The organism is Caballeronia sp. BCC1704, from assembly GCF_902833455.1.
Taxonomy (GTDB): domain Bacteria; phylum Pseudomonadota; class Gammaproteobacteria; order Burkholderiales; family Burkholderiaceae; genus Caballeronia.
Genome location: NZ_CADFFT010000003.1, coordinates 466,924 through 486,379, shown reverse-complemented (window position 1 = coordinate 486,379; position 19,456 = coordinate 466,924). Strand labels below are relative to the sequence as shown.

Here is a 19,456-nt window from a genome sequence, read left to right as displayed (position 1 = left end):
CTAGGTTTTCGGCAAGCCTAACGCCCGCGCGTAAACCACTATCGCGCGTGAGTTTGTATGCCAGTACTGTCAAACGCGAACGCGTACGCGCGTGCCCTTATGGCGTCTTGCACGGGCACCTTTGAACAGATTCTTCTGCTAGTCCGATTCAGTGGCGGTATAGCAAGTCCGCAGGAGTCGTGTTTCTCGCACATCGTGCCGCGCATCCGCGACGCGATGCGCGCGAGCATCCGGTGAATTCAATCCAACAAAAGAGGAGACGCCATGCTTGCAGGAATCCAGGTGCTTCGAGTGGCAGTCACGGCGGCGCTCACGCTAGGCGCAAGCGCGGCCTTCGCGCAGGCGTCGATCGTTTCGGGCCCCGCCAGCGACCCCACGTGCATGGTCCCGTGGAAGAGCGACACCAAGTTCATCAAGTATCCGAAGAAGAACGCGCCATACCGCATCGCGCTCGTGAATGGCTATATCGCGAACACGTGGCGCATTCAGATGATCAAGACGGCCAAGGCCTATACCGCGCAACCGGCAGTCGCCGCGAAGCTGAAGGAATTCAAGGTCGTCTCCACAGGCGAGGACGTGCCGGCGCAGATCTCCGCCGTCAACAACTTCATCGATGCGGGTTATGACGCGATCATCGTGGATGCGCAGAACCCGTCCTCGTTCGGCCCGGCGATTCGCCGCGCGAAGAAGGCCGGCGTCGTGCTGATCGCATTCGACAACACGCTCGACAGCGAAGACGCGATCAACGTCGACGTCGATCAGTACGGGCTCGGCGTGCTATGGGCCAAGTGGCTCGCGGATCACGTGCCGAACGGCGGCAAGGTGCTCGAGGTTCGCGGCGTGGCAGGCACGTCGGTCGACACGGACCGGCACAACGGCTTCCAGAAGACGCTGGACCAGACGGGCAAGAAGTGGAACATCGTCCAGGTCTATGGCAAATGGGACGACGGCGTCGCGCAAAAGGCCGCCGCCGACGCCATCGCGGTACAAGGCCATTTCGATGGCATCTCGGCGCAGGGCGGCGACACGGGTGTCGTGCGCGCGATGCTCGACGCGAAGCATCCGTTCGTGCCGTTCGGCGGCGAAACAGAAAACGGCTTTCGCAAGTTCTGCGCGCAATACGGCAGCCAGGGCCTCAAATGCACGTCGGCAGGAAGCGGTCCGGCGCAGGTGGCCGTCGCGATCAAGACAGCGCTCGCCGCGCTCGACGGCCAGACGATACCCGTCGCGATCAAGCTGCCCCTCGACATCACGGACGATTCGAAGCTGAAGGCGGGCGTGAACTACTTCCCGAACGAGTCCGATAACTTCTTCGTCGGCAACTCGTTTCCGACGTGCGGCATCAACTTCTCGGCGCAAGAAATCATGAAGCAGACTCAGGGTAACCAGTAACGCGATCATGGCCGACGAGAAGAGGGGAGACGAAGCATGCGGCGGGATGAGGAGCGGCCGTTCTTTCAGATGTCCGGGATTTCGAAGAGCTATGGCGGCGCCGTCGCGCTGGATAACGCGGAACTCGCGGTGCGCAGGGGACGCATTCACGCGGTCCTCGGCGAGAACGGCGCGGGCAAGTCCACGCTGCTGAAGGTGATGTCCGGCGTCGTGCAGCCGGACAAGGGCACGATGCATCTCGATGGCCGCGAAGTCTCGTTCGCGTCGCCGGCCGCAGCCAACGCGGCGGGCATCGTCTGCGTGTATCAGGAGCTCTCGCTGATCCCCGATCTCAGCGTGGCGGACAACATCTTCGCGTCGAATCCGCCGCGTCGTTTCGGCATGATCGATCGCCGGGCGCAGCGCCGGCAGGCCGAGGCCGCGCTCGCTCGCGCGGGCGCGCACGACATCAATCCGCTCGCGAAAGTCCGCGATCTGCCGCTGTCGCGCCAGCAAATGGTCGAACTCGCGAAGGGGCTCGCGCACGAGCCGCGCATCCTGATTCTCGACGAGGCCACCTCGGCGTTGACCGCAGCCGACGTGGCGCGCGTAATCGAAGTGCTCAAGCGCCTGCGCGAGGAAGGGCTCGCGCTGCTCTTCATCTCGCACCGGATGCACGAGGTGAAAGCGCTCGCGGACGAATGCACCGTCTACCGTAACGGCCGTCATGTGATGAGCTTCGAGGCGGGCACGCGCTCCGACAACGAAGTCGTCGAGATGATGATCGGGCGGAAGTATCAGCACGTTTTCCCCGACAAGCCCGAACGCGAACCCGACGAAGATACGCGAAGCAGCGCCTCGAAACCGGTGCTCGCCTGCCGGGATCTCGCGTGGAACGACACGCTTCGAGGCGTCAGCTTTTCGTTGAGGCGCGGCGAAATTCTCGGGCTGGGCGGCCTCGACGGACAAGGCCAGCGCGAACTGCTGCTCGCGCTGTTCGGCGTGCTGCGCGGTTGCGCGGGCGAGATCGAGATCGATGGCCGTGCGGTGTCCGTTGCGAGCCCCCGCGCGGCCCGCGCCGACCGAATCGGCATGGCGCTGATTCCCGAGGATCGCAAGACCGAAGGGCTGATGCTGCCGATGTCCTTGCGCGAGAACCTGTCGTTTGCCGCGCTCGATCGCATGTCCACGGCGGGCGTGATCGATCGCGGCCGCCAGCAGTCCTTTGTCGACCGGATGATGAGCCTGCTCGCGATCAAGTCGTTCAGCCTCGATGCCGCTGTGGACTCGCTATCGGGCGGCAACCAGCAGAAGGTGGTCATCGCGAAGTGGCTGATCCGGCAGCCGAGAATCCTGCTTCTCTGCGATCCGACGCGCGGCATCGACGTCGGCACGAAACAGGAGATCTATCAGCTGCTCCGGCGCCTCGCCGACGAAGGCGCCGCGATCGTCTTCTACTCGACCGACTACGACGAGTTGATCGGCTGCTGCGACCGCGTGCTCGTGCTCTACGAAGGCAAGATCAAGAAGGAACTCGCCGGTTCTGCCATCACCGAGCAGAGCCTCATTGCGAGCGCGCTGGACTTGCCGGTCGGTCAAACTTCAGCTTCAGAAGGAGTCGCGCCATGAGCGGCTTGCGTTACTGGTATGCGGAGAATCGCGGGTCGGCGTTCGCGTTCGGCCTGTTCGTGCTGATGTTCGCGATCTACCTCATCAACTATCCGTCGAGCCTGTCGGCCAACGTCATTCAGACGGCGGCGAACAAGGCGGTGTTGCTCGCGTTGGTGTCGATGGGCCAGACGCTCGTCGTGCTGACCGCGGGCATCGACCTCTCGATCGGCATGATGCTCGTGCTCACGAACTGCCTGGCATCGTGGATGGTGACGGGCGACGCGTCGCACAGCGCGCTCGGCATTGCCGGCGTGCTCGCGGCGGGCGCGCTGTGCGGCGCGCTCAACGGCGTCATCATCATCTTTGGCCGTCTACAGCCGATCGTCACGACCATCGCCACGGGCGCCGTCTATTACGGATTGGCGCTGCTGCTGCGCCCGGTGCCCGGCGGATCGATCAACGAGGAACTCGCCGACGTACTCACCGGCAAAGTTGCGGGCGTGGTGCCGGCGAGCCTGCTGATCCTGCTCGCGGCCGTGGTGATCGTCTGGGTGCCTTTCAAGCGTTCGGCGGTCGGACGCGCGGCTTACGCGACCGGCTCCTCCGAGCCAGCGGCCTTTCTGTCGGGCATGCCGATCCGCCGCGCGAAGCTGGTCAGCTACACGCTCGCCGGACTGCTCGCCGCCATCGGAGGCCTGTTTCTGACGTTCTTCACGGACACCGGCGAAGCGAGCCTCGGCAGCGCTAATTCGTACACCTTATTTTCGATTGCGGCCGTGGTGATCGGCGGCGTGTCGCTGCTCGGCGGCCGGGGCAGCGCGATCGGCGCGATCTTCGGGGCATTCGCGTTCCGCTCGATCGGTGACCTGCTGTTCGTGTTCAACGTCGATGCACTGTGGCAGCCGCTCTTTCAGGGCATCATCCTGTTGCTCGCCGTTTCGATCGGCGCGTGCGGGCTGTTCAGAGTCCGCAACCGCCTGGAGTGGTTCCAATGAGCGACGTGTCCGCAAACGGCCGGACGACGTTCGTGTCGAGGCTCGCGCGCAGAATCGACAAGCCGATCCTGATCGCGTTCGGGTGCATCGTCGCCCTGCTCCTTGTCGGCGGCATGTTCTCGCGCAATTTCACGTCGCCGGAGTACATCCTGCTGCAACTGAAGGTCGGCGCGTTTCTCGGCATCATCGCGACCGGGCTCATGATGGTGATCCTGCTCGGCCATATCGACTTGTCGCTTCCGTGGACAGTCACCGTCGGCGCAATGATGGCGTGCGCCGTCGCGGGACACGGCGAACTCGGACGCGTGCTCGCGATTCCCGCGGGCATCGGTTGCGGCGTGCTCATCGGCATCGTCAACGGCGTGCTCGTCGCGCTGCTGCGCATTCCGTCGATGATCGCGACGCTCGCGACCAATGCAGTCGCGCAGGGCATCATGATCGTCTACACGGGGGGATCGTCGCCGCAGGATTCCGCGCCGGACGTGATGCGATGGCTCGCGGCCGGATGGCTCGTGCCGGGCGTGCCGAACGCGGTGGCGCTGTGGGTCGTGATCGGCGCCGCCACGATGTTCCTGCTGTCGCGCACGACCTTCGGCCGGACGCTGTACGCCATCGGCAACACGGAACGCGCGGCTTATCTTTCGGGCATCAACACGCGACTGGTCACGGTGGCCGCGTTCGCCGTGTGCAGCGGGTTCGCGGCCTTCGGCGGCGTGCTGCTGGCGGGGTATGCATCGAAGGCCGCGCAGTCGATGGGCGATGCCTATCTGTTGCCGGCCATCGCGGCGGTCGTGCTCGGCGGCACGTCGATTCTGGGCGGCCGGGGATCGTACCTCGGCACCGTGGCCGGCGCGATTCTCATCACGCTTCTACAGTCCATCCTTTCCGTCGCGCAAATGCCGGAGGCGGGGCGCCAGATCATCTACGGCGTGGTGATCGCGGCGATGCTGTTGCTGTATGGGCGCAGCAAGCGGCAGGGGTAGGGAGTGGGGCGGTGATCGTCGATGTGGGTTAGGGCGGTGGGGTCTGAGACATTGCTCGCTTGTCGAATCGTCACGAGGGTTCCGCGTGTGCTTCGTGTGCGCTTTCCACCGCGGCGCATCAAGGGACTCAACAACGCGATACTGAGTTGTTACCACCGCGATGAAAGACGACGCCGGAAGAACTACTCGTCGCGGTAGAGACGCTGCGCTTTCATCGACGTGAGGGCAATCGATACTCCAATGTCAGTCGACTCGACCCTAGGGGTTATCCCTGGTTTTGCAAGAATGACTTGTCGAAACGCTCGTTAATCTTAAGCAGTCGCTTACCTATACTGAAGTCACTGAATCGCAAGCAGGGCTGCTTGCGAAAACAAGACTGGAGGTAAGCATCATGAAAATCGCTACTATCATCATCGCCGCTGCGCTGGCTATTCCGGCCGCTTCGTCGTTCGCTCAAAGTCAACCGGTGACGCGCGCACAAGTGAAGGCCGAACTGGTTCAACTCGAACGCGCTGGCTACAACCCCAGCATGGATCGCGCGACGTATCCCGCGCAAATCCAGGCTGCCGAAGCGAAGGTTGCGGCTCAGAACGGACAGACCAGCTACGGCGGTGTCGCTGACGGCTCATCGGCTTCGGGCAGCCCGGCGCACACCGGCAACAGCGTCGCACCTGTCTATTTCGGCCACTAATCCCGGCCGCGACAGCAAAAACGCGCCACTGACGCGCAAATAAGATCGGCCGCTGTCGGACGCGACAGACGGCCGGTTCGCCTTTCCGACACCTCCGCCACCGGCAAAGCCGATGGCTTGCCCGGCACCGATTGTCCCGGGCTTTTTTGCGTTCACGAAGCACGAGTCGGGTGACGCGGGCGAGCGCCCGGATCGGATCTGCGACGGAGATCTGCTGAGAGCCTCGTTGTCGCCGGCGAGCACTTCAGCCTCGCTGCTATTCCTATCGCCTTGCCGATCAATCGCTGGTTGAGCACGCCGTTCCAGCATGACGACCTTCGCATTGTGTCTGCCTATGTTCATCGCCTCGTCAGACAGCGATGCGCTTTTCCAGTCGGTACGAACTCGCAGTGCTCGCGACGTCAATCCGAAAACATCGCTCGACGAGCGTGCCACCAGAGTGCTTGAGCACGACAGCAACACCCGACGCCGGGCGTGGCGCTTGCTGCCCCGACGGTCGTCCGCCCTTTCCTGGAAACGACTATGGATGCGTTCGCGCAGACCGGGAACACCAACGCGGCGCACGAGCAACCGGCGCGCCGCGAGTTGCCCGAGCTCATCCGCGCGTCGGCGGTGCGGCTGCCCGCGCTGGATGATCCCGATTTCGCGCAAGCCTTCGATCGCTTCGCGGACAAGCGGGTCGTGCTGCTCGGCGAGGCGAGCCACGGCACGGCCGAGTTCTACGAAGCGCGCGCCGCAATCACGCGGAGGCTGATCGAGCGGCATGGATTCGATTTCGTCGCGGTCGAAGCCGACTGGCCGGATGCAGCGCTGATCGACGAACATGTGCGCGGACGTCCCCGCGCCCGTCCCGACGCGCAGCCGTTCCGCCGCTTTCCGAGGTGGATGTGGCGCAACGCGGAGTTTGCCGCCTTCGTCGCGTGGCTGCGCGAGCACAATGCCACGCGCGAGGAGCCCGATCGGGCAGCCTTCTACGGCCTGGACCTCTACAGTCTCTCCGAATCCATCGCCGCCGTGCTTGCGTACCTCGACGTGCATGATCCCGAGGCGGCGCGCGTCGCCCGAGTGCGCTATGGATGCCTCACGCCGTGGCAGAGAGATCCTTCCGTCTACGGCCGCGCTGCGTGGCAGGCGGGCTTCGGCAAGTGCGAGGAGGCTGTCGTTGCGCAGTTGCGCGACTTGCTCGACAAGCGCTTCGCGTCGGCCGCGAGCGATCCGGCGCTGCTCGACGCGACGCACAACGCACGTCTGGTCGCCGCGGCGGAGCAGTACTATCGCGCGATGTACAGCGGCTCGGCCGAAAGCTGGAACCTGCGCGACACGCACATGTTCGACACGCTGCAAAGCCTGCTGGATGCGCGCAAAGCGCAATCGCGCGCGGTCGTGTGGGCGCACAACTCGCATTTGGGCGACGCATCGGCGACGGAAATGGGCCGCACGCGTGGCGAGCTCAACGTCGGGCAGTTGTGCCGCGAACGCTTCGGCGAGCAAGCGGCGCTGATCGGCTTCGGCACGCACACCGGAACGGTCGCCGCGGCCTCCGACTGGGACGAGCCGATGCAGATCATGCAGGTCCGGCCCTCGCGCGAAGACAGCTACGAGTATCAGTTCCATGCGGCGGGCGTAAGCCCGTGTTTCGTCGATCTGCGCGCCGGCGCTGACGATGCGCTACGCGACGCGCTGAGCGAAGCGCGCCTCGAGCGTTTCATCGGCGTGATCTATCGGCCGGACACCGAGCTATACAGTCATTACGCGGAGGCCGAGCTGTCCAGGCAATTCGATGCCTACGTCTGGTTCGACACGACACGCGCGGTGAGCGCCATATCGTCTTCCGATGCGTCGGCGGACAAGTCCGCGAGTGTTGGAACGCCGGAGACGTTTCCATTCGGCGTCTGAGTTCGTATTGGGCTAGTGCATGCGCGAGCGTGGCTACTGCTTTGACGAGCGCTTAAAAGCGGTGGGAGCGTCGGATAGCTTTCGATTTCGCACGCTGCGAAAGACACATGATGTCGGCGATGACAGATCCGCATGGATGGGAACAAGATCGCGGCGTCGGCATGCGGTACCGGATGCGGGGCACCGGCGACGCCTGGAAACTCAACGTACTTACGTCGGAGACAACGTTTCATGCTCAAAGCTGCGATTTTCGATATCGATGGCACCCTGGTCGACTCCGTCGATCTCCATGCGCGCGCCTGGCAGGAGGCTTTCGCACACTTCGGCCATCAGGTGACGTTCGAGCAGGCCCGCAGTCAAATCGGCAAGGGAGGCGACAAGCTCATTCCGGTGTTTCTCTCGGACGCCGAGCAGCAGGATCATGGCGAAGCGCTGAAGGACTGGCGCGCCGACCACTTCCGGTCGCACTATCTGCCGATGGTTCGGCCGTTCTCATGCGTACCTGACCTGATCGCGCGGGTCCGTCGGGCGGGGCTGAAGGTAGCCGTAGCGTCATCGGCCAAGAAGCGGGAACTCGACGTATATCTCGACCTCGCAGGCATCACCGACCTTCTGGATGCGTCTACATCATCCGACGACGCCGAGGCCTCGAAGCCCGCGCCCGATATTTTCGAAGCCGTGCTTGAGAAGCTCGGCGTCGAGGGTTCCGAGGCCGTTGCGATTGGCGACAGTCCATACGATGCGCAGGCGGCGCGCGCGGCGGGCATGAGTTGCATCGGCTTCCTGTCGGGCGGATTCACCGAGTCGAGTCTGCGTGAAGCGGGGTGCAGCGTCATCTATCCCGGCCCGGGCGCGATGCTCGCCTGTTTCGATCTCGCCGGTCCTTCGACATCCGGCGAGTCGGTGCATATCGCCGCTGGCTAGGGTAGAGGCGGGCAGCATTGTGCGGTGCTCGATGCCCGGCGGCTCTTCATTCAATATTCCGCGTCCGTATCGATCGGATAGACAGGCCGCTTCAGGTTACTGAACGCGAACAACCCGTAGTCCGAACTCGTCACGCCGCGGCTATCGCATTCGACGAGTCCGCCCGCAATCGGCACAAATACCGGCCTGCAATACATGCGCGATTTCAGAATCAAAAAGCGGGCGCCGCGTGGATCGATACCGACGCTTTCGAACACGCCCAGGTCCCACGGCTCATGCGTGCGCTCCGTGACCAGGATGCGTGCCGCCCGCGTTTCGATGACGGCCGCGCGCCCCATGTATGCACGCTGTCCCGTGTAGGTCGGGCCGCTGATGATGTACTCGCCGTCGCTTAACGCACGCACGATGCCGGTCACTTCGAGCGGCGGCTTGCCACGCGACGCGACACTCGCGAGCTTGTTGCCGATGCGAACGGTGACCGTCGCGCCAACGCCCGCTTCGAAAAGGTGCGCAACGCTTTCGGGATCACACAACGGTCCGACGACGATGCCTTCGAGTCCCTGCCGCAACGCTTCTTCGAACACATCGGTCGTATCGCAGGTTCCGCCCGACATGCAGTTATCGCCGTGATCGAGCAGAAGCACGGGCCTCTGCGCTTCGCGCGCAAGCGCGGCGCCCTCCGACACCGACTGCGCGAGCGGCGCGCTGCGATAGACAAAGTCCTCGCGCGCGTCCCATATCTGCCTGGCGATACGATTCGCCACCTCTTGCGCCTTCGCTCGCTCGCCGTCCGCGACCACCACGACGCTAATGCATGGCGCAGCGATATCCGCGAGCGAGAAGCCCGATAACACCGACACGGCCAGCACGCCGTCTTCACGTTCGGCCGCGCGCGCGGCATCGACGGCGCGCTTCATCGCGCCATCGGCGGTCGCGCTCTTGAGCGTATGCGTGAGCAACGGCGGCTGCGCCCATGCAATAACCGGCTTCGCCCTGCCATGCACGAGATCGAGCAACAAGCGCGCTGCATGCTCGCCGCTTTCATACATATCGACGTGCGGATAGGTCTTGAAGCTCACGATCACATCCGCGTTGTCGATCATCTTTTGCGTGACGTTCGCGTGCAGATCGAGCGATACCGCAATCGGCGCATGCGGTAACGCGCGTCGCACGCGTTCCAGCAGATCGCCTTCACCGTCCGGCGAATTCTCGGCAACCATCGCGCCATGCAGGTCGAGCATGACGGCATCGCAACCAGAAGCCGCCTCGACGATCGACTGACATATCGCGTCATACGCCTCGGCTGCCACGCGGCCGCTGGGATTCGCTGATGCCGATATCGGCGTGACGATCTCCGCATGCTCACGTTGTGCCGCATCGATGAATGCCGACATCGCTGTCCGCATGCCTGCGTTCTCTTTATAGGCATCCTCGCCATAGCAGGGACCGTCGCGACCGAAGGCCTCGAGCGGCGTCGCGACCGGCGAAAACGTGTTGGTCTCGTGATTCATCCGTGCGATGAGAATCTTCATGCGCGTGCTCCTTCGACAGACGCGTTCGCCGCGCGCAACATCACTTGCAGCAGCACGTTGCACCCGGCTTCGAGATGATCGGCGCGCGCATCCTCGATTTCGTTATGACTGATGCCGTCCTTGCATGGCACGAAGATCATGGCGGCAGGGGCCACGCGCGCGAGATACACGGCGTCATGGCCCGCGCCGCTTACGATGTCCATCGACGTCAGACCGAGGGCATCGGCGCTCTCGCGCACCGATGCTACCAACGATGCATCGAACGGTTGCGGCGCGAAGTAGACAACCTCGTCTATCGTCACCGGCAGGCTCGCCTGTGAGCATGCGTCACGCAGTGCGCGGTCCATCGCGAGAAGGGTCGCGTCGTCGGCGGCGCGCAGATCGACGGTCAGCTTCACGCGGCCCGGAATGACGTTGCGCGAGTTCGGATGCACGTCCACCCAGCCGACGGTGCCGCGCGCATGCGGTGCATGGTCCAGCGCAATGCGATTGACCGCGCGAATCACGTCAGCCGCGACGAGCAGGGCATCACGGCGTAGCTCCATCGGTGTCGGGCCAGCATGCGCTTCCATGCCGTCGATCGTCACGTCGTACCAGCGTTGACCGAGCGCGCCCTGCACGACGCCGATCACCTTGTCGTTCGCTTCGAGCACCGGACCTTGCTCGATATGCGCTTCGAAATACGCGCCTACGTCGTGCGCCGCGACGCGCTCGCCCACATAGCCGATGGCAGCGAGCGCATCGCGCACGGACACGCCTGCGCGGTCGACCTGTTCGAGTGCATGGTCGAGCGTGAACGCGCCCGCAAAGACGCCCGAACCCATCATCACAGGCACGAAGCGCGAGCCTTCCTCGTTGGTCCATACCGCGACTTCGATCGGCGCAGCCGTGCGCACGTTGTTGTCGTTGAGCGTGCGCAGCACTTCCAGCCCTGCCAGCACGCCATAGTTGCCGTCGAACTTTCCGCCGGTCGGCTGCGTATCGATATGGCTGCCCGTCACGACAGGCGGGAGATCGTCGCGTGTGCCCGCACGGCGCGCGAAGATATTGCCGATTGCATCGACGCGCACCGTACAGCCGATTTCCTTCGCCCACGCAACGAAAAGGTCGCGACCCTGCTTGTCGAGCTCGGTCAAGGCGAGCCGGCACACGCCGCCCTTTTGCGTCGCGCCGATGCGGGCGAGCACCATCAGACTGTCCCAGAGACGCGCACCGTCGACGCGCAAAGCGGCGCGTGCCGGCAAATCGTGAGCTTGCATTCGAGGTTCCTTCGCTTGAGTGTTGCGAGTGTGTTCCGAGCGCGACGTTCAGACGACGCCCACGCCGAGGTAACGATCCTTGACCGATTCATCGGCGATGAACGCATCGTTGGTCCCTTCGTACACGATGCGTCCCTGCTCGATGATGTAATGCCGGTCCGCCAGTTGCGTGCACACTTCGAGGTTCTGTTCGACGAGCAGGATCGCCACGCCCGCCTGGCGGATCAGCTTGAGTTGCGCGACGATCTCTTCGACGATCACAGGCGCAAGGCCTTCCACTGGTTCATCGAGCATCAGCAAACGGGGATGATTCATCAGCGCGCGGCCGATCGCGAGCATCTGCTGCTCGCCGCCGGAAAGCTGTCCGCCGCCGTTCGTACGGCGCTCTTTCAGCCGCGGAAAGATACGATAGATGTCCGCTAGTTGCCATGGGGAATCCTTGCGCGCGCCGAGTCGCAGATTCTCTTCGACCGACAACAGTTTGAAGATGCCGCGATGTTCCGGCACGAAGCACACGCCGCGCGCCGCGATCTTGTGAGGCGGCAGTTTCGCGAGATCGGCGCCCTTGAATCTCACGCTGCCTTGCGGGGTCACGATGCCCGCAATGCTCTTAAGCGTCGTCGACTTGCCCGCGCCATTGCGTCCGAGCAGCGTGACGGTTTCCCCTTCGCGGATAGCAAGCGAGACGCCTTGAAGAATATGGCTCTTGCCGTAGTAACCGTGAATGTTGTCGACATCGAGCATCATGCGCGGCCTCCGGTGATCATGTTGCCGAGATAGGCGCTGCGCACGCGATCGTCGCCGCGTATGTCGGCGGGCTTGCCTTCGACGAGCACGCGGCCCTGTTGCATCACCGTGATCGTGTCGGAGATATCCATCACGATATCCATGTTGTGTTCGATCAGCACCACCGTGTAGTCGTCGCGCAGGCTGCGGATCAACTGCTTCATGTCGCCGAGATCGTCGATGCCCATGCCCGAAGTCGGCTCGTCGAGAAAGATCGCCTTGGGACGTGCCGCGAGCGCCATGCCGACTTCGAGCCGACGCTGCTGACCGTGCGACAGCGCGCTGGCCTGCGTCGCTGCGAAGCGTTGCAATGCCAGGCGTTCGAGAATGCCATCGACGGTATCGCGGTGTTCGAGCGCGCCGCGCGGCGGCGTCCACGCATTGAGCGCGCGTTTGGCGTCCACGCCTTGCGCGGCGAGGCGCAAGTTCTCGCGCACCGAAAGATTCGCGAACAGACTCGTCACCTGAAAGGAACGAGCGATGCCGCGTTTCACCCGGCGATGATCAGGCTCATGCGTCACGTCATGCCCATCGAACACGATATTGCCCGCCGTGATCGGCAGCGTGCCCGTCAGCACATGAAAGAGCGTCGTCTTGCCTGCGCCGTTCGGCCCGATCACCGAATGCACCGTGTTCCTGGCGATGCGCAGATTCACATCGGTGAGCGCCGCGAACTTGCCATAGCGTTTCGCGACGCCCTTCGCTTCGAGTATCGACGCACTCATGCCAGCTCTCCTCGATCCCGCTTCATCGCGCGAAAGATGCGTTCACCCAGGCCCCACAAGCCGCGCTGCATGAAGAGGCTCACCGCGATCAGGACGAGCCCGAGCAGCAGCAGCCAGCGCGGCCAGAGCGTCGAAAGCCAGTCGGCGAAAAGCACATAAAACGCAGCGCCGAGCACGGATGAGAAGAGATTGCTCGTGCCGCCGATCACCGTCATCACGAGAATCATCTCGCTCGTGTGGTAGTCGATGTTGGAGAGCGGCGCGATGCCCGTCATCATCGCGTGAAGCGCGCCGGCCAGTCCCGTGACGGCGCCCGACACGACGAACGCTGCGAGCTTGAAGCGCCTGATGTCATAGCCGACTGCCGCGGCACGCGCTTCGTTGTCGCGGATTGCGAGCAGCGTGCGGCCGAAAACCGAATGCGATACGCGCAGCATCAGCCAGAACGCGATGAGGAACAGGACGGCCACGAACGCGTAGTACTTCCACGGCGACGCTATGGAGACGAGCGGCTGCCCGAGAAGCGACAACGCAGGACGCGGGATGTCGAGCAGGCCGTTATCGCCGCCGGTGAGTTCGGGTGTCGTATAAGCGAGAAAGTAGAACATCTGCCCGAATGCGAGCGTGAGCATCACGAAGTACGCGCCGCGCTGACGTATCGAGAACCATCCGACGACGGCGGCGGCGAGCGCGCCCGTGACGATCGCACCGAACAACGCGGCTGGAACCTGAAGTCCCGCCTTCGAAAGGATCAGCCCCGCGCTATAACTTCCCAGCCCGAAGAAAATGCCCTGCCCGAAGGACAGCAAGCCCGTATGTCCGAGCAGAAGATTGCAGCCGAGCGCGGCGAGCGCATAGACCAGCACTTCGGTTGCGAGCGATCCCGAGCGCATCGTCATCGGCAGAATGCAAACGACGATCGCCGCGAGCAACAAGAATCGATACCGATGCAGCGAGTCCCTGAAGGATCGCCGCGGCACGCTCACGTCGAGCGTATTCGAATTCAGCTTGGAATTCATGCGGTCCTCCCGAGCAGGCCATTCGGACGCAGCAACAACACGGCCGCCATCGCGACGTAGATCATGAGACGCGCGCCTTCGGGCCATAGCGTGCTCATCACGCTTTGCACGATGCCAACCAGCAAGCCACCGACGAGCGCGCCGAGAAAGTTCCCCATGCCGCCGACGACAACGACGACGAACGCCACGCCGAGCGCCTCGATGCCCATGAACGGGTCGACCCCGCGTATCGGCGCCGCGAGCACGCCTGCGAGCGCCGCGGTGCCCGCGCCGAGCGCGAACACGAGACTGAAGATGCGTGTCACATTGAGGCCGAGGAGGGACACCATCTCGCTCGACTCGCTTCCCGCACGCACTGCGCTACCGAGCCGCGTGCCTTCCAGCACCCACCACAGAATGCCGGCGAGCACGGCCGTGAAGGCGATCACGAAGAGACGATACTTGGGGTAAATGAAGCCGCCCCACATCACGACGCCATTGAGCATGTCGGGCACGGCGACGTTATCGCCGAGCGGCCCCCACATGATGATCGCGCATTCCTGTATCACGAGTGCGAGCCCGACCGTCGCGAGAATATGAAACTCGTGCTGCTGCGCATACACATGTCGCAGCACCACCTTCTCGACGATCCACGCGAGCGCTCCGACGACCACCGGCACGATGACGAGCGCTGTCCAGAAGTTCATCGACCACTGCATCGCCTGATAACAGAAATACGCGCCCAGCAGATAGAACGCGCCGTGCGCGAAATTCACGAAGCGCAGCAGCCCGAACACGATCGACAAGCCGACCGCGAGCAGAAAGTACAGCATGCCTACGCCGATGCCGTTCACGACCTGCAACAGATAAACGTTCATGGTCTTGCGTCAGAAGAGTGACGGCGCGAATGCGGGCGATGCCTGCATTCGCATGAGCACAACGCGATTCAGGACCTCAGGCGAGCTTGCATTGCGTCTTGTCGAGCGGCAGGAAAGACTGGCCAGAACTCACGATGTCCGCGTAATCGTCCTTGTCCTTCATCTTGCTCTTGGCCTTGCCCTTCAGCAGGTAGTAGTTCTTGAGCACTTGATGGTCGCCCGCGCGAATCTCTTCGGGACCGGTCAGGCCCGCGTACTTCATGCCTTCCAGCGCGGCGACGACTTTCTTCGGATCGGCCGTGCCGGCCTTGACGATGCCGTCGAGCAGAATCTTCGTGCAGATGTACGAGCCCGCGAGGCTGTAGTTGGGATTGGACTTGTAGGTTGCGTTCACGCGCTTGACCAGTTCGTGATTGAGCGGCGTGTCGATCGCATGCCAGTACTGCGCGCCGAAATAGACGCCTTCGCAGATATCGGGGCCGAGTGCTTCGAACTGTTCGAGACCCGATGCCCAGGCCATCAGGATCGTGCAATTGTTCTTCATGCCGAAGCTCACGGCCTGCCGCAACGTATCCGACGATTGCGAACCGAAGTTCAGAATGAGCAGCACATCCGGTTTGGCCGCGACCGCATTCGTCAGATAACCACTGAATTCCTTCTCGTTGAGCGAGTGATAGCTATTGCCCACATGCTCGATGCCCTTCTCCTTAAAGATCGCTTTTGCAGCCGACAACAGGCCGTCGCCGAATACGTATTGCGGCGTGATCGTGTACCAGCGCTTCGCCTTGGGCATGGTTTGGATAAGCGGGCGAACCGTCTGTTCGATCGCGCCGAAAGTCGGCACCGACCAGCGGAACGTCGCGCTGTTGCAGTCCTTGCCGGTGAGTTCGTCCGCGCCCGCGGTGGTGATGAAGATGCCATCGGCTTTCTCCGCTTCCTTGCCCATTGCGAGCGCTTCGGAAGAAAGAATGCCGCCTGCGAAGTAGCGCGCGTTCTTTTGCTGCGCGATTTCCTGCACGCGCCGCACGGCCGTTGCGGGTTTCCCCTCGGTGTCGAGCGTCGTATAGGCCAGCGGCTGACCGAGCACCTTCCCGTATTGATCGATGGCGAGCTTCATGCCGAGATCGGCATATTTGCCGTTGGCCGCGAACGGGCCGGACATCGGCACGGGGCAAGCGAACTGAATGGGCGAGCCTTGCGCGAATGCGCTTCTTGCGACGAGCGCTTCGAACGATCCCGGAATGGCCGACAGCGCGGCCAGCTTCAACATGTTTCGGCGATTCAAGATTGACGCTCCCTGAGAAGATGACCCGCGCAGCCGCCCCGCGTTTTGTCGTGATACGTTGGAACCCTCGGCTCTTCATCCCATTTATCATGATAAATAGAATGAACCCGATGCTAGGAACAATAAATTCGCGTGTCAATACGGCAAAATTCCGGTTTGCGGAGCCACCGTGCGCCCGCGTATGAGTCATCAGAAAGAAAGGGAGCATCGACATGGTGATGGAGCGTGCGAAACGCACCGGCGCGGCAATCGAGATCGCGCAGCAGACGATCAAGCAGCCGAAGCGCGCTGATCTCGTCGCTGAGGAGATCAAGCGGCTGATCACGGAGAAGAACCTGAAGCCCGGCGACAAGCTGCCGCGGGAAGTGGAATTGCAGCAACTCTTTTCCGTGAGCAAGAGCACGATCCGCGAGGCGCTCAAATCGCTGGAGGTGCAAGGTCTCATCAAGGTGACGACCGGACCGTCGGGCGGCGGCACGATCGTCGAAGTGCCGCTGGATCGCACCTTGCAACTATTGCAGAACTATCTGTTCTTCAAGGACGTGACCATCGACGATATCTACACGGTGCGTCAAATGCTCGAACCTGAACTGGCGGCGGGCGCCGTACCGCATCTGACCGACGAGGACTTCGAAGCGCTGGAAGCCAGCATCGCGTGTTGCGATGAACCGGCATCCGCGCATGTGGGTCGCGACATCGTGAGACAACGACAGGAAGACGTGAACTTTCACGATATTCTGGCTGCCGCGAATCCCAATCCGTTCTTGCGCTTCGCGTGCGAACTCATCAACGAGATGATCCGGCAACTCATCGAATTCAGAAACGATACGCCGCAAGCGGAACACGAAAAGTTCGGCCGCGCGAATGTGAAGATCCACAAGGCGATAACTCAGGCGGCGCGCGCCCGCGATGCGGACAAGGTGCGCGAGCTGATGGTGATCCACATGACAGAAGCACCGCGCTATGTGAAGCGTATGAAGGGTAAGTTGCGCGGGCGGCTCATTCTCGATTCGGAGATCCGCAAACGCGTCAATTCGCGCGGCGCATGATTCATGCACGACCGTGCGCATCTTGCTTTGCTTTGACCAGTCGCAATCGACAGGCGACGACGCGGGCTCCTGTCATCGAATGAGAGATCGCAACGCGTTTCGTGGTCCTCCTATTTTTGACCGCCGTTGACAAGCAAAAATTCTACGCATTAGACTTGCCCCATCCCTCGCGGCCTGACAAAGATGTCCGCCCGAGGACCCGGCACAGAAGCCCCCTGACGAACCGACGGTTCGTCAGGGGGCTTTTTTTTGTTCGCATTTTTCCCCTGTATCTGCGCACACTTCTGGAGAATCCGCATGTTGCTGAAGCCGTCGGGCTGGTTGCGTCTCGCCCTTACCGCAGGACTTGCACTGACATCGCTCGCATCGAGTGCCGCCGATCCCGTGAAGATCGGCCTGCTGGAAGATGCCTCGGGAAACTTCGCACTGGCGACGATCCCGAAGATTCACGCCACGCAGCTCGCTGTCGATGAAATCAACGCCAAGGGCGGCATCCTCGGACGTCCGGTTTCACTGATCGCCTACGACACTCAGTCGGACAACACCAAGTTCCAGGAACTCGCACGGCGTCTCGTGCAGACCGACAAGCCGGATGTGATTTTCGGCGCCTTCTCCAGCGCATCGCGCGAGGCCATACGGCCCATCATGGATCGCGCGCATCAGCTTTACTGGTACGACAATCAGTACGAAGGCGGCGTGTGCGATACCAACACGTTCGTCACGGGCGCGGTCCCCGAACAGCAATTCTCCACACTGATTCCGTGGATGATGCAGAAGTACGGCAAGAAGGTGTACACCATCGCAGCCGACTACAACTTCGGGCAGATCTCCGCCGAATGGGTGCGCAACATCGTCAAGGAGAACGGCGGCACGATGGTCGGCGAAGAATTCATTCCGCTGTCCGTATCGCAGTTCGGCCAGACGATCCAGAACATCCAGAAGGCCAAGCCCGACTTCGTCGTGACCTTGCTGGTCGGCGCGAATCAGGCCTCGTACTACGAGCAGCAGGCTTCGGCCCATCTGAATCTGCCGATGGCGAGTTCGGTGAACGTCGGTCAGGCGTATGAACACAAGCGCTTTAAACCGCCCGCGCTCAAGGACATGTACGTGACCGCGAACTACGTGGAAGAAGTCGATTCGCCCGCCAGCAACGACTTCAAGAAGCGCTTCCACGCGAAGTTCCCGAACGAGCCGTACATCAATCAGGAAGCGGCGAACGCGTACGACGCCATCTATCTTTATAAGGCGGCCGCTGAAAAGGCCAAGACGACGAATCAGGATGCGGTGCGCAAGGCGCTCGAAACCGGAATCTGCACGGAAGGCGCGCAAGGCAAGGTCTGTATCGACCCGAAGAGCCATCACGCGAGCCACACCATTTACCTCGTGCATGTGAAGGACGATCACTCGGTCGATATCCCGAAGGTCTGGAACGACGTCCAGCCGTACTGGCTCGGCAAGGTGGGCTGCGATCTGCCTAACAAGCCGGATCATCGCCAGTACACGCCGTCTAACCTGCCCAAGAAGTCCTGATCCGGGCCGGCGCGCGCTCGCGGAACATAGCGAACGCGCGTCCGCCTCCTGAACGTGGAGCATGCATGGCCACCTTTTCGGTTCTCTACTCGCTTATCTATCAGTTCGGCGACAGCTTCGCCTATCTGGTGCTCGCGGCGCTCGGTCTCGCGGTGATCTTCGGCATGATGGGCGTGATCAATCTCGCGCACGGAGAGTTCATCATGTGCGGCGCGTACGTGACGATCATCGCGGCCAAGCGCGGGTTGCCGCTTCCTCTCGCCATGCTGCTGGGCGCGCTCGCGGCGGCGCTCGCGGGCGTCGTGATCGAACGGCTCGTCATTCGTCACCTGTACGACCGCTTATTCGATTCCGTTGTCGCGACGTGGGCCATCAGTCTCATCGTGCAACAGACGATGCTGCTCGTCGCCGGTCCTTCGATAGAAGGCATCGGCACGCCGTTCGGGTCGTTCTCGCTCGGCGACTATTCGTTTTCGACGTATCGCGCGCTGTTGCCGGGCATCGCGCTCGCCATCCTGTTCGGGCTGTATGTGCTGTTCTTCAAGACGAACTACGGCGTCTGCGCCCGCGCCACGATTCAGAACGCGAACATCGCGCAATGTCTCGGCCTGCGCACGGACCGGCTCTACACGCTGACTTTCGCGCTCGGCGCGGGGCTCGCCGGGCTGACCGGCGCGCTCTATGCGCCGACCATGACCGCGGTGCCGACCATGGGCAGCAACTTCATCGTGCAGGCCTTCGTGTCGGTGGTGGTCGGCGGCGCGAACGTGATTGCCGGCACGACGCCCGCTGCCGCCGTGCTCGCCGTGATTCAGACCGCGCTCACGGCCTCGTATGGTCAGTTGTTCGGACAGATCGGCTTGCTGGTGACGGTCATCGTGGTGATCCGACTGATGCCGCAAGGTCTCGGCAATCTCTTTTCCCGCGCGCGCTAGGAGGCAAC

At 62.6% G+C, this 19,456-nt stretch carries 16 protein-coding genes and 1 pseudogene; 10 read left to right on the top strand and 7 right to left on the bottom strand.

The window, feature by feature from the left end; genetic code table 11:
- Window positions 1–264 precede the first annotated feature (264 nt).
- The 7 genes and pseudogenes from HWX53_RS17790 (at window position 265) to HWX53_RS17760 (ending at window position 8,471) form a co-directional block, all read left to right on the top strand.
- On the top strand, window positions 265–1,392 hold the full coding sequence (locus tag HWX53_RS17790; protein WP_175943231.1) for a sugar ABC transporter substrate-binding protein: 1,128 nt from the start codon (window positions 265–267) through the stop codon (window positions 1,390–1,392).
- A gap of 36 nt (window positions 1,393–1,428) precedes the next feature.
- Window positions 1,429–3,000 (top strand): sugar ABC transporter ATP-binding protein, encoded by a 1,572-nt coding sequence (locus tag HWX53_RS17785; RefSeq protein ID WP_175943229.1) that lies wholly within the window; start codon window positions 1,429–1,431, stop codon window positions 2,998–3,000.
- Entirely contained in the window at window positions 2,997–3,977 is a 981-nt protein-coding gene (locus tag HWX53_RS17780) for an ABC transporter permease (protein ID WP_175943226.1), read from the top strand. Before HWX53_RS17785 ends, HWX53_RS17780 begins: the two co-directional genes overlap by 4 nt.
- A complete protein-coding gene (locus tag HWX53_RS17775; protein WP_175943224.1) occupies window positions 3,974–4,960 on the top strand; it encodes an ABC transporter permease in 987 nt (328 codons plus the stop codon). The genes HWX53_RS17780 and HWX53_RS17775 overlap by 4 nt, the downstream gene beginning before the upstream one ends.
- Before the next feature lie 391 nt (window positions 4,961–5,351).
- A complete protein-coding gene (locus HWX53_RS17770) occupies window positions 5,352–5,651 on the top strand; it encodes a DUF4148 domain-containing protein (RefSeq protein ID WP_175943222.1) in 300 nt (99 codons plus the stop codon).
- 594 nt (window positions 5,652–6,245) lie between these two features.
- A pseudogene (locus HWX53_RS17765) lies at window positions 6,246–7,547 on the top strand (erythromycin esterase family protein); the annotation flags it as partial.
- A 132-nt stretch (window positions 7,548–7,679) separates the two neighbouring features.
- Window positions 7,680–8,471 (top strand): HAD family hydrolase, encoded by a 792-nt coding sequence (locus HWX53_RS17760; protein WP_244140170.1) that lies wholly within the window; start codon window positions 7,680–7,682, stop codon window positions 8,469–8,471.
- Window positions 8,472–8,521: 50 nt separating this feature from the next.
- On the opposite strand, the gene HWX53_RS17755 is transcribed toward HWX53_RS17760, so the two are convergent.
- The 7 genes from HWX53_RS17755 to HWX53_RS17725 form a co-directional block, all read right to left on the bottom strand.
- On the bottom strand, window positions 8,522–10,003 hold the full coding sequence (locus HWX53_RS17755; protein ID WP_175943220.1) for a M81 family metallopeptidase: 1,482 nt from the start codon (window positions 10,001–10,003) through the stop codon (window positions 8,522–8,524).
- A complete protein-coding gene (locus tag HWX53_RS17750; RefSeq protein WP_175943218.1) occupies window positions 10,000–11,262 on the bottom strand; it encodes a Zn-dependent hydrolase in 1,263 nt (420 codons plus the stop codon). Before HWX53_RS17750 ends, HWX53_RS17755 begins: the two co-directional genes overlap by 4 nt.
- Before the next feature lie 48 nt (window positions 11,263–11,310).
- On the bottom strand, window positions 11,311–12,009 hold the full coding sequence (locus HWX53_RS17745) for an ABC transporter ATP-binding protein (protein ID WP_175943215.1): 699 nt from the start codon (window positions 12,007–12,009) through the stop codon (window positions 11,311–11,313).
- A complete protein-coding gene (locus tag HWX53_RS17740; protein ID WP_175943212.1) occupies window positions 12,006–12,773 on the bottom strand; it encodes an ABC transporter ATP-binding protein in 768 nt (255 codons plus the stop codon). The genes HWX53_RS17745 and HWX53_RS17740 overlap by 4 nt, the downstream gene beginning before the upstream one ends.
- Window positions 12,770–13,792 carry a branched-chain amino acid ABC transporter permease gene (locus HWX53_RS17735; protein ID WP_175943211.1) on the bottom strand — a complete coding sequence of 341 codons (1,023 nt, stop codon included), beginning with the start codon at window positions 13,790–13,792 and terminating at the stop codon, window positions 12,770–12,772. Before HWX53_RS17735 ends, HWX53_RS17740 begins: the two co-directional genes overlap by 4 nt.
- A complete protein-coding gene (locus HWX53_RS17730; protein ID WP_175943209.1) occupies window positions 13,789–14,649 on the bottom strand; it encodes a branched-chain amino acid ABC transporter permease in 861 nt (286 codons plus the stop codon). The genes HWX53_RS17735 and HWX53_RS17730 overlap by 4 nt, the downstream gene beginning before the upstream one ends.
- A 76-nt stretch (window positions 14,650–14,725) precedes the next feature.
- Window positions 14,726–15,934, bottom strand: coding sequence for an ABC transporter substrate-binding protein (locus tag HWX53_RS17725; RefSeq protein WP_175943207.1), 1,209 nt, complete (start codon window positions 15,932–15,934; stop codon window positions 14,726–14,728).
- A gap of 212 nt (window positions 15,935–16,146) precedes the next feature.
- On the opposite strand from HWX53_RS17725, the gene HWX53_RS17720 reads away from it, so the two are divergent.
- From HWX53_RS17720 to HWX53_RS17710, 3 genes are all read left to right on the top strand, one after another.
- Window positions 16,147–16,983 (top strand): FCD domain-containing protein, encoded by an 837-nt coding sequence (locus tag HWX53_RS17720; protein ID WP_175943205.1) that lies wholly within the window; start codon window positions 16,147–16,149, stop codon window positions 16,981–16,983.
- A gap of 297 nt (window positions 16,984–17,280) precedes the next feature.
- Window positions 17,281–18,513 carry an urea ABC transporter substrate-binding protein gene (locus HWX53_RS17715; RefSeq protein ID WP_175943202.1) on the top strand — a complete coding sequence of 411 codons (1,233 nt, stop codon included), beginning with the start codon at window positions 17,281–17,283 and terminating at the stop codon, window positions 18,511–18,513.
- Window positions 18,514–18,578: 65 nt separating this feature from the next.
- Window positions 18,579–19,448 (top strand): branched-chain amino acid ABC transporter permease, encoded by an 870-nt coding sequence (locus HWX53_RS17710; protein ID WP_175943200.1) that lies wholly within the window; start codon window positions 18,579–18,581, stop codon window positions 19,446–19,448.
- Window positions 19,449–19,456: the final 8 nt, after the last annotated feature.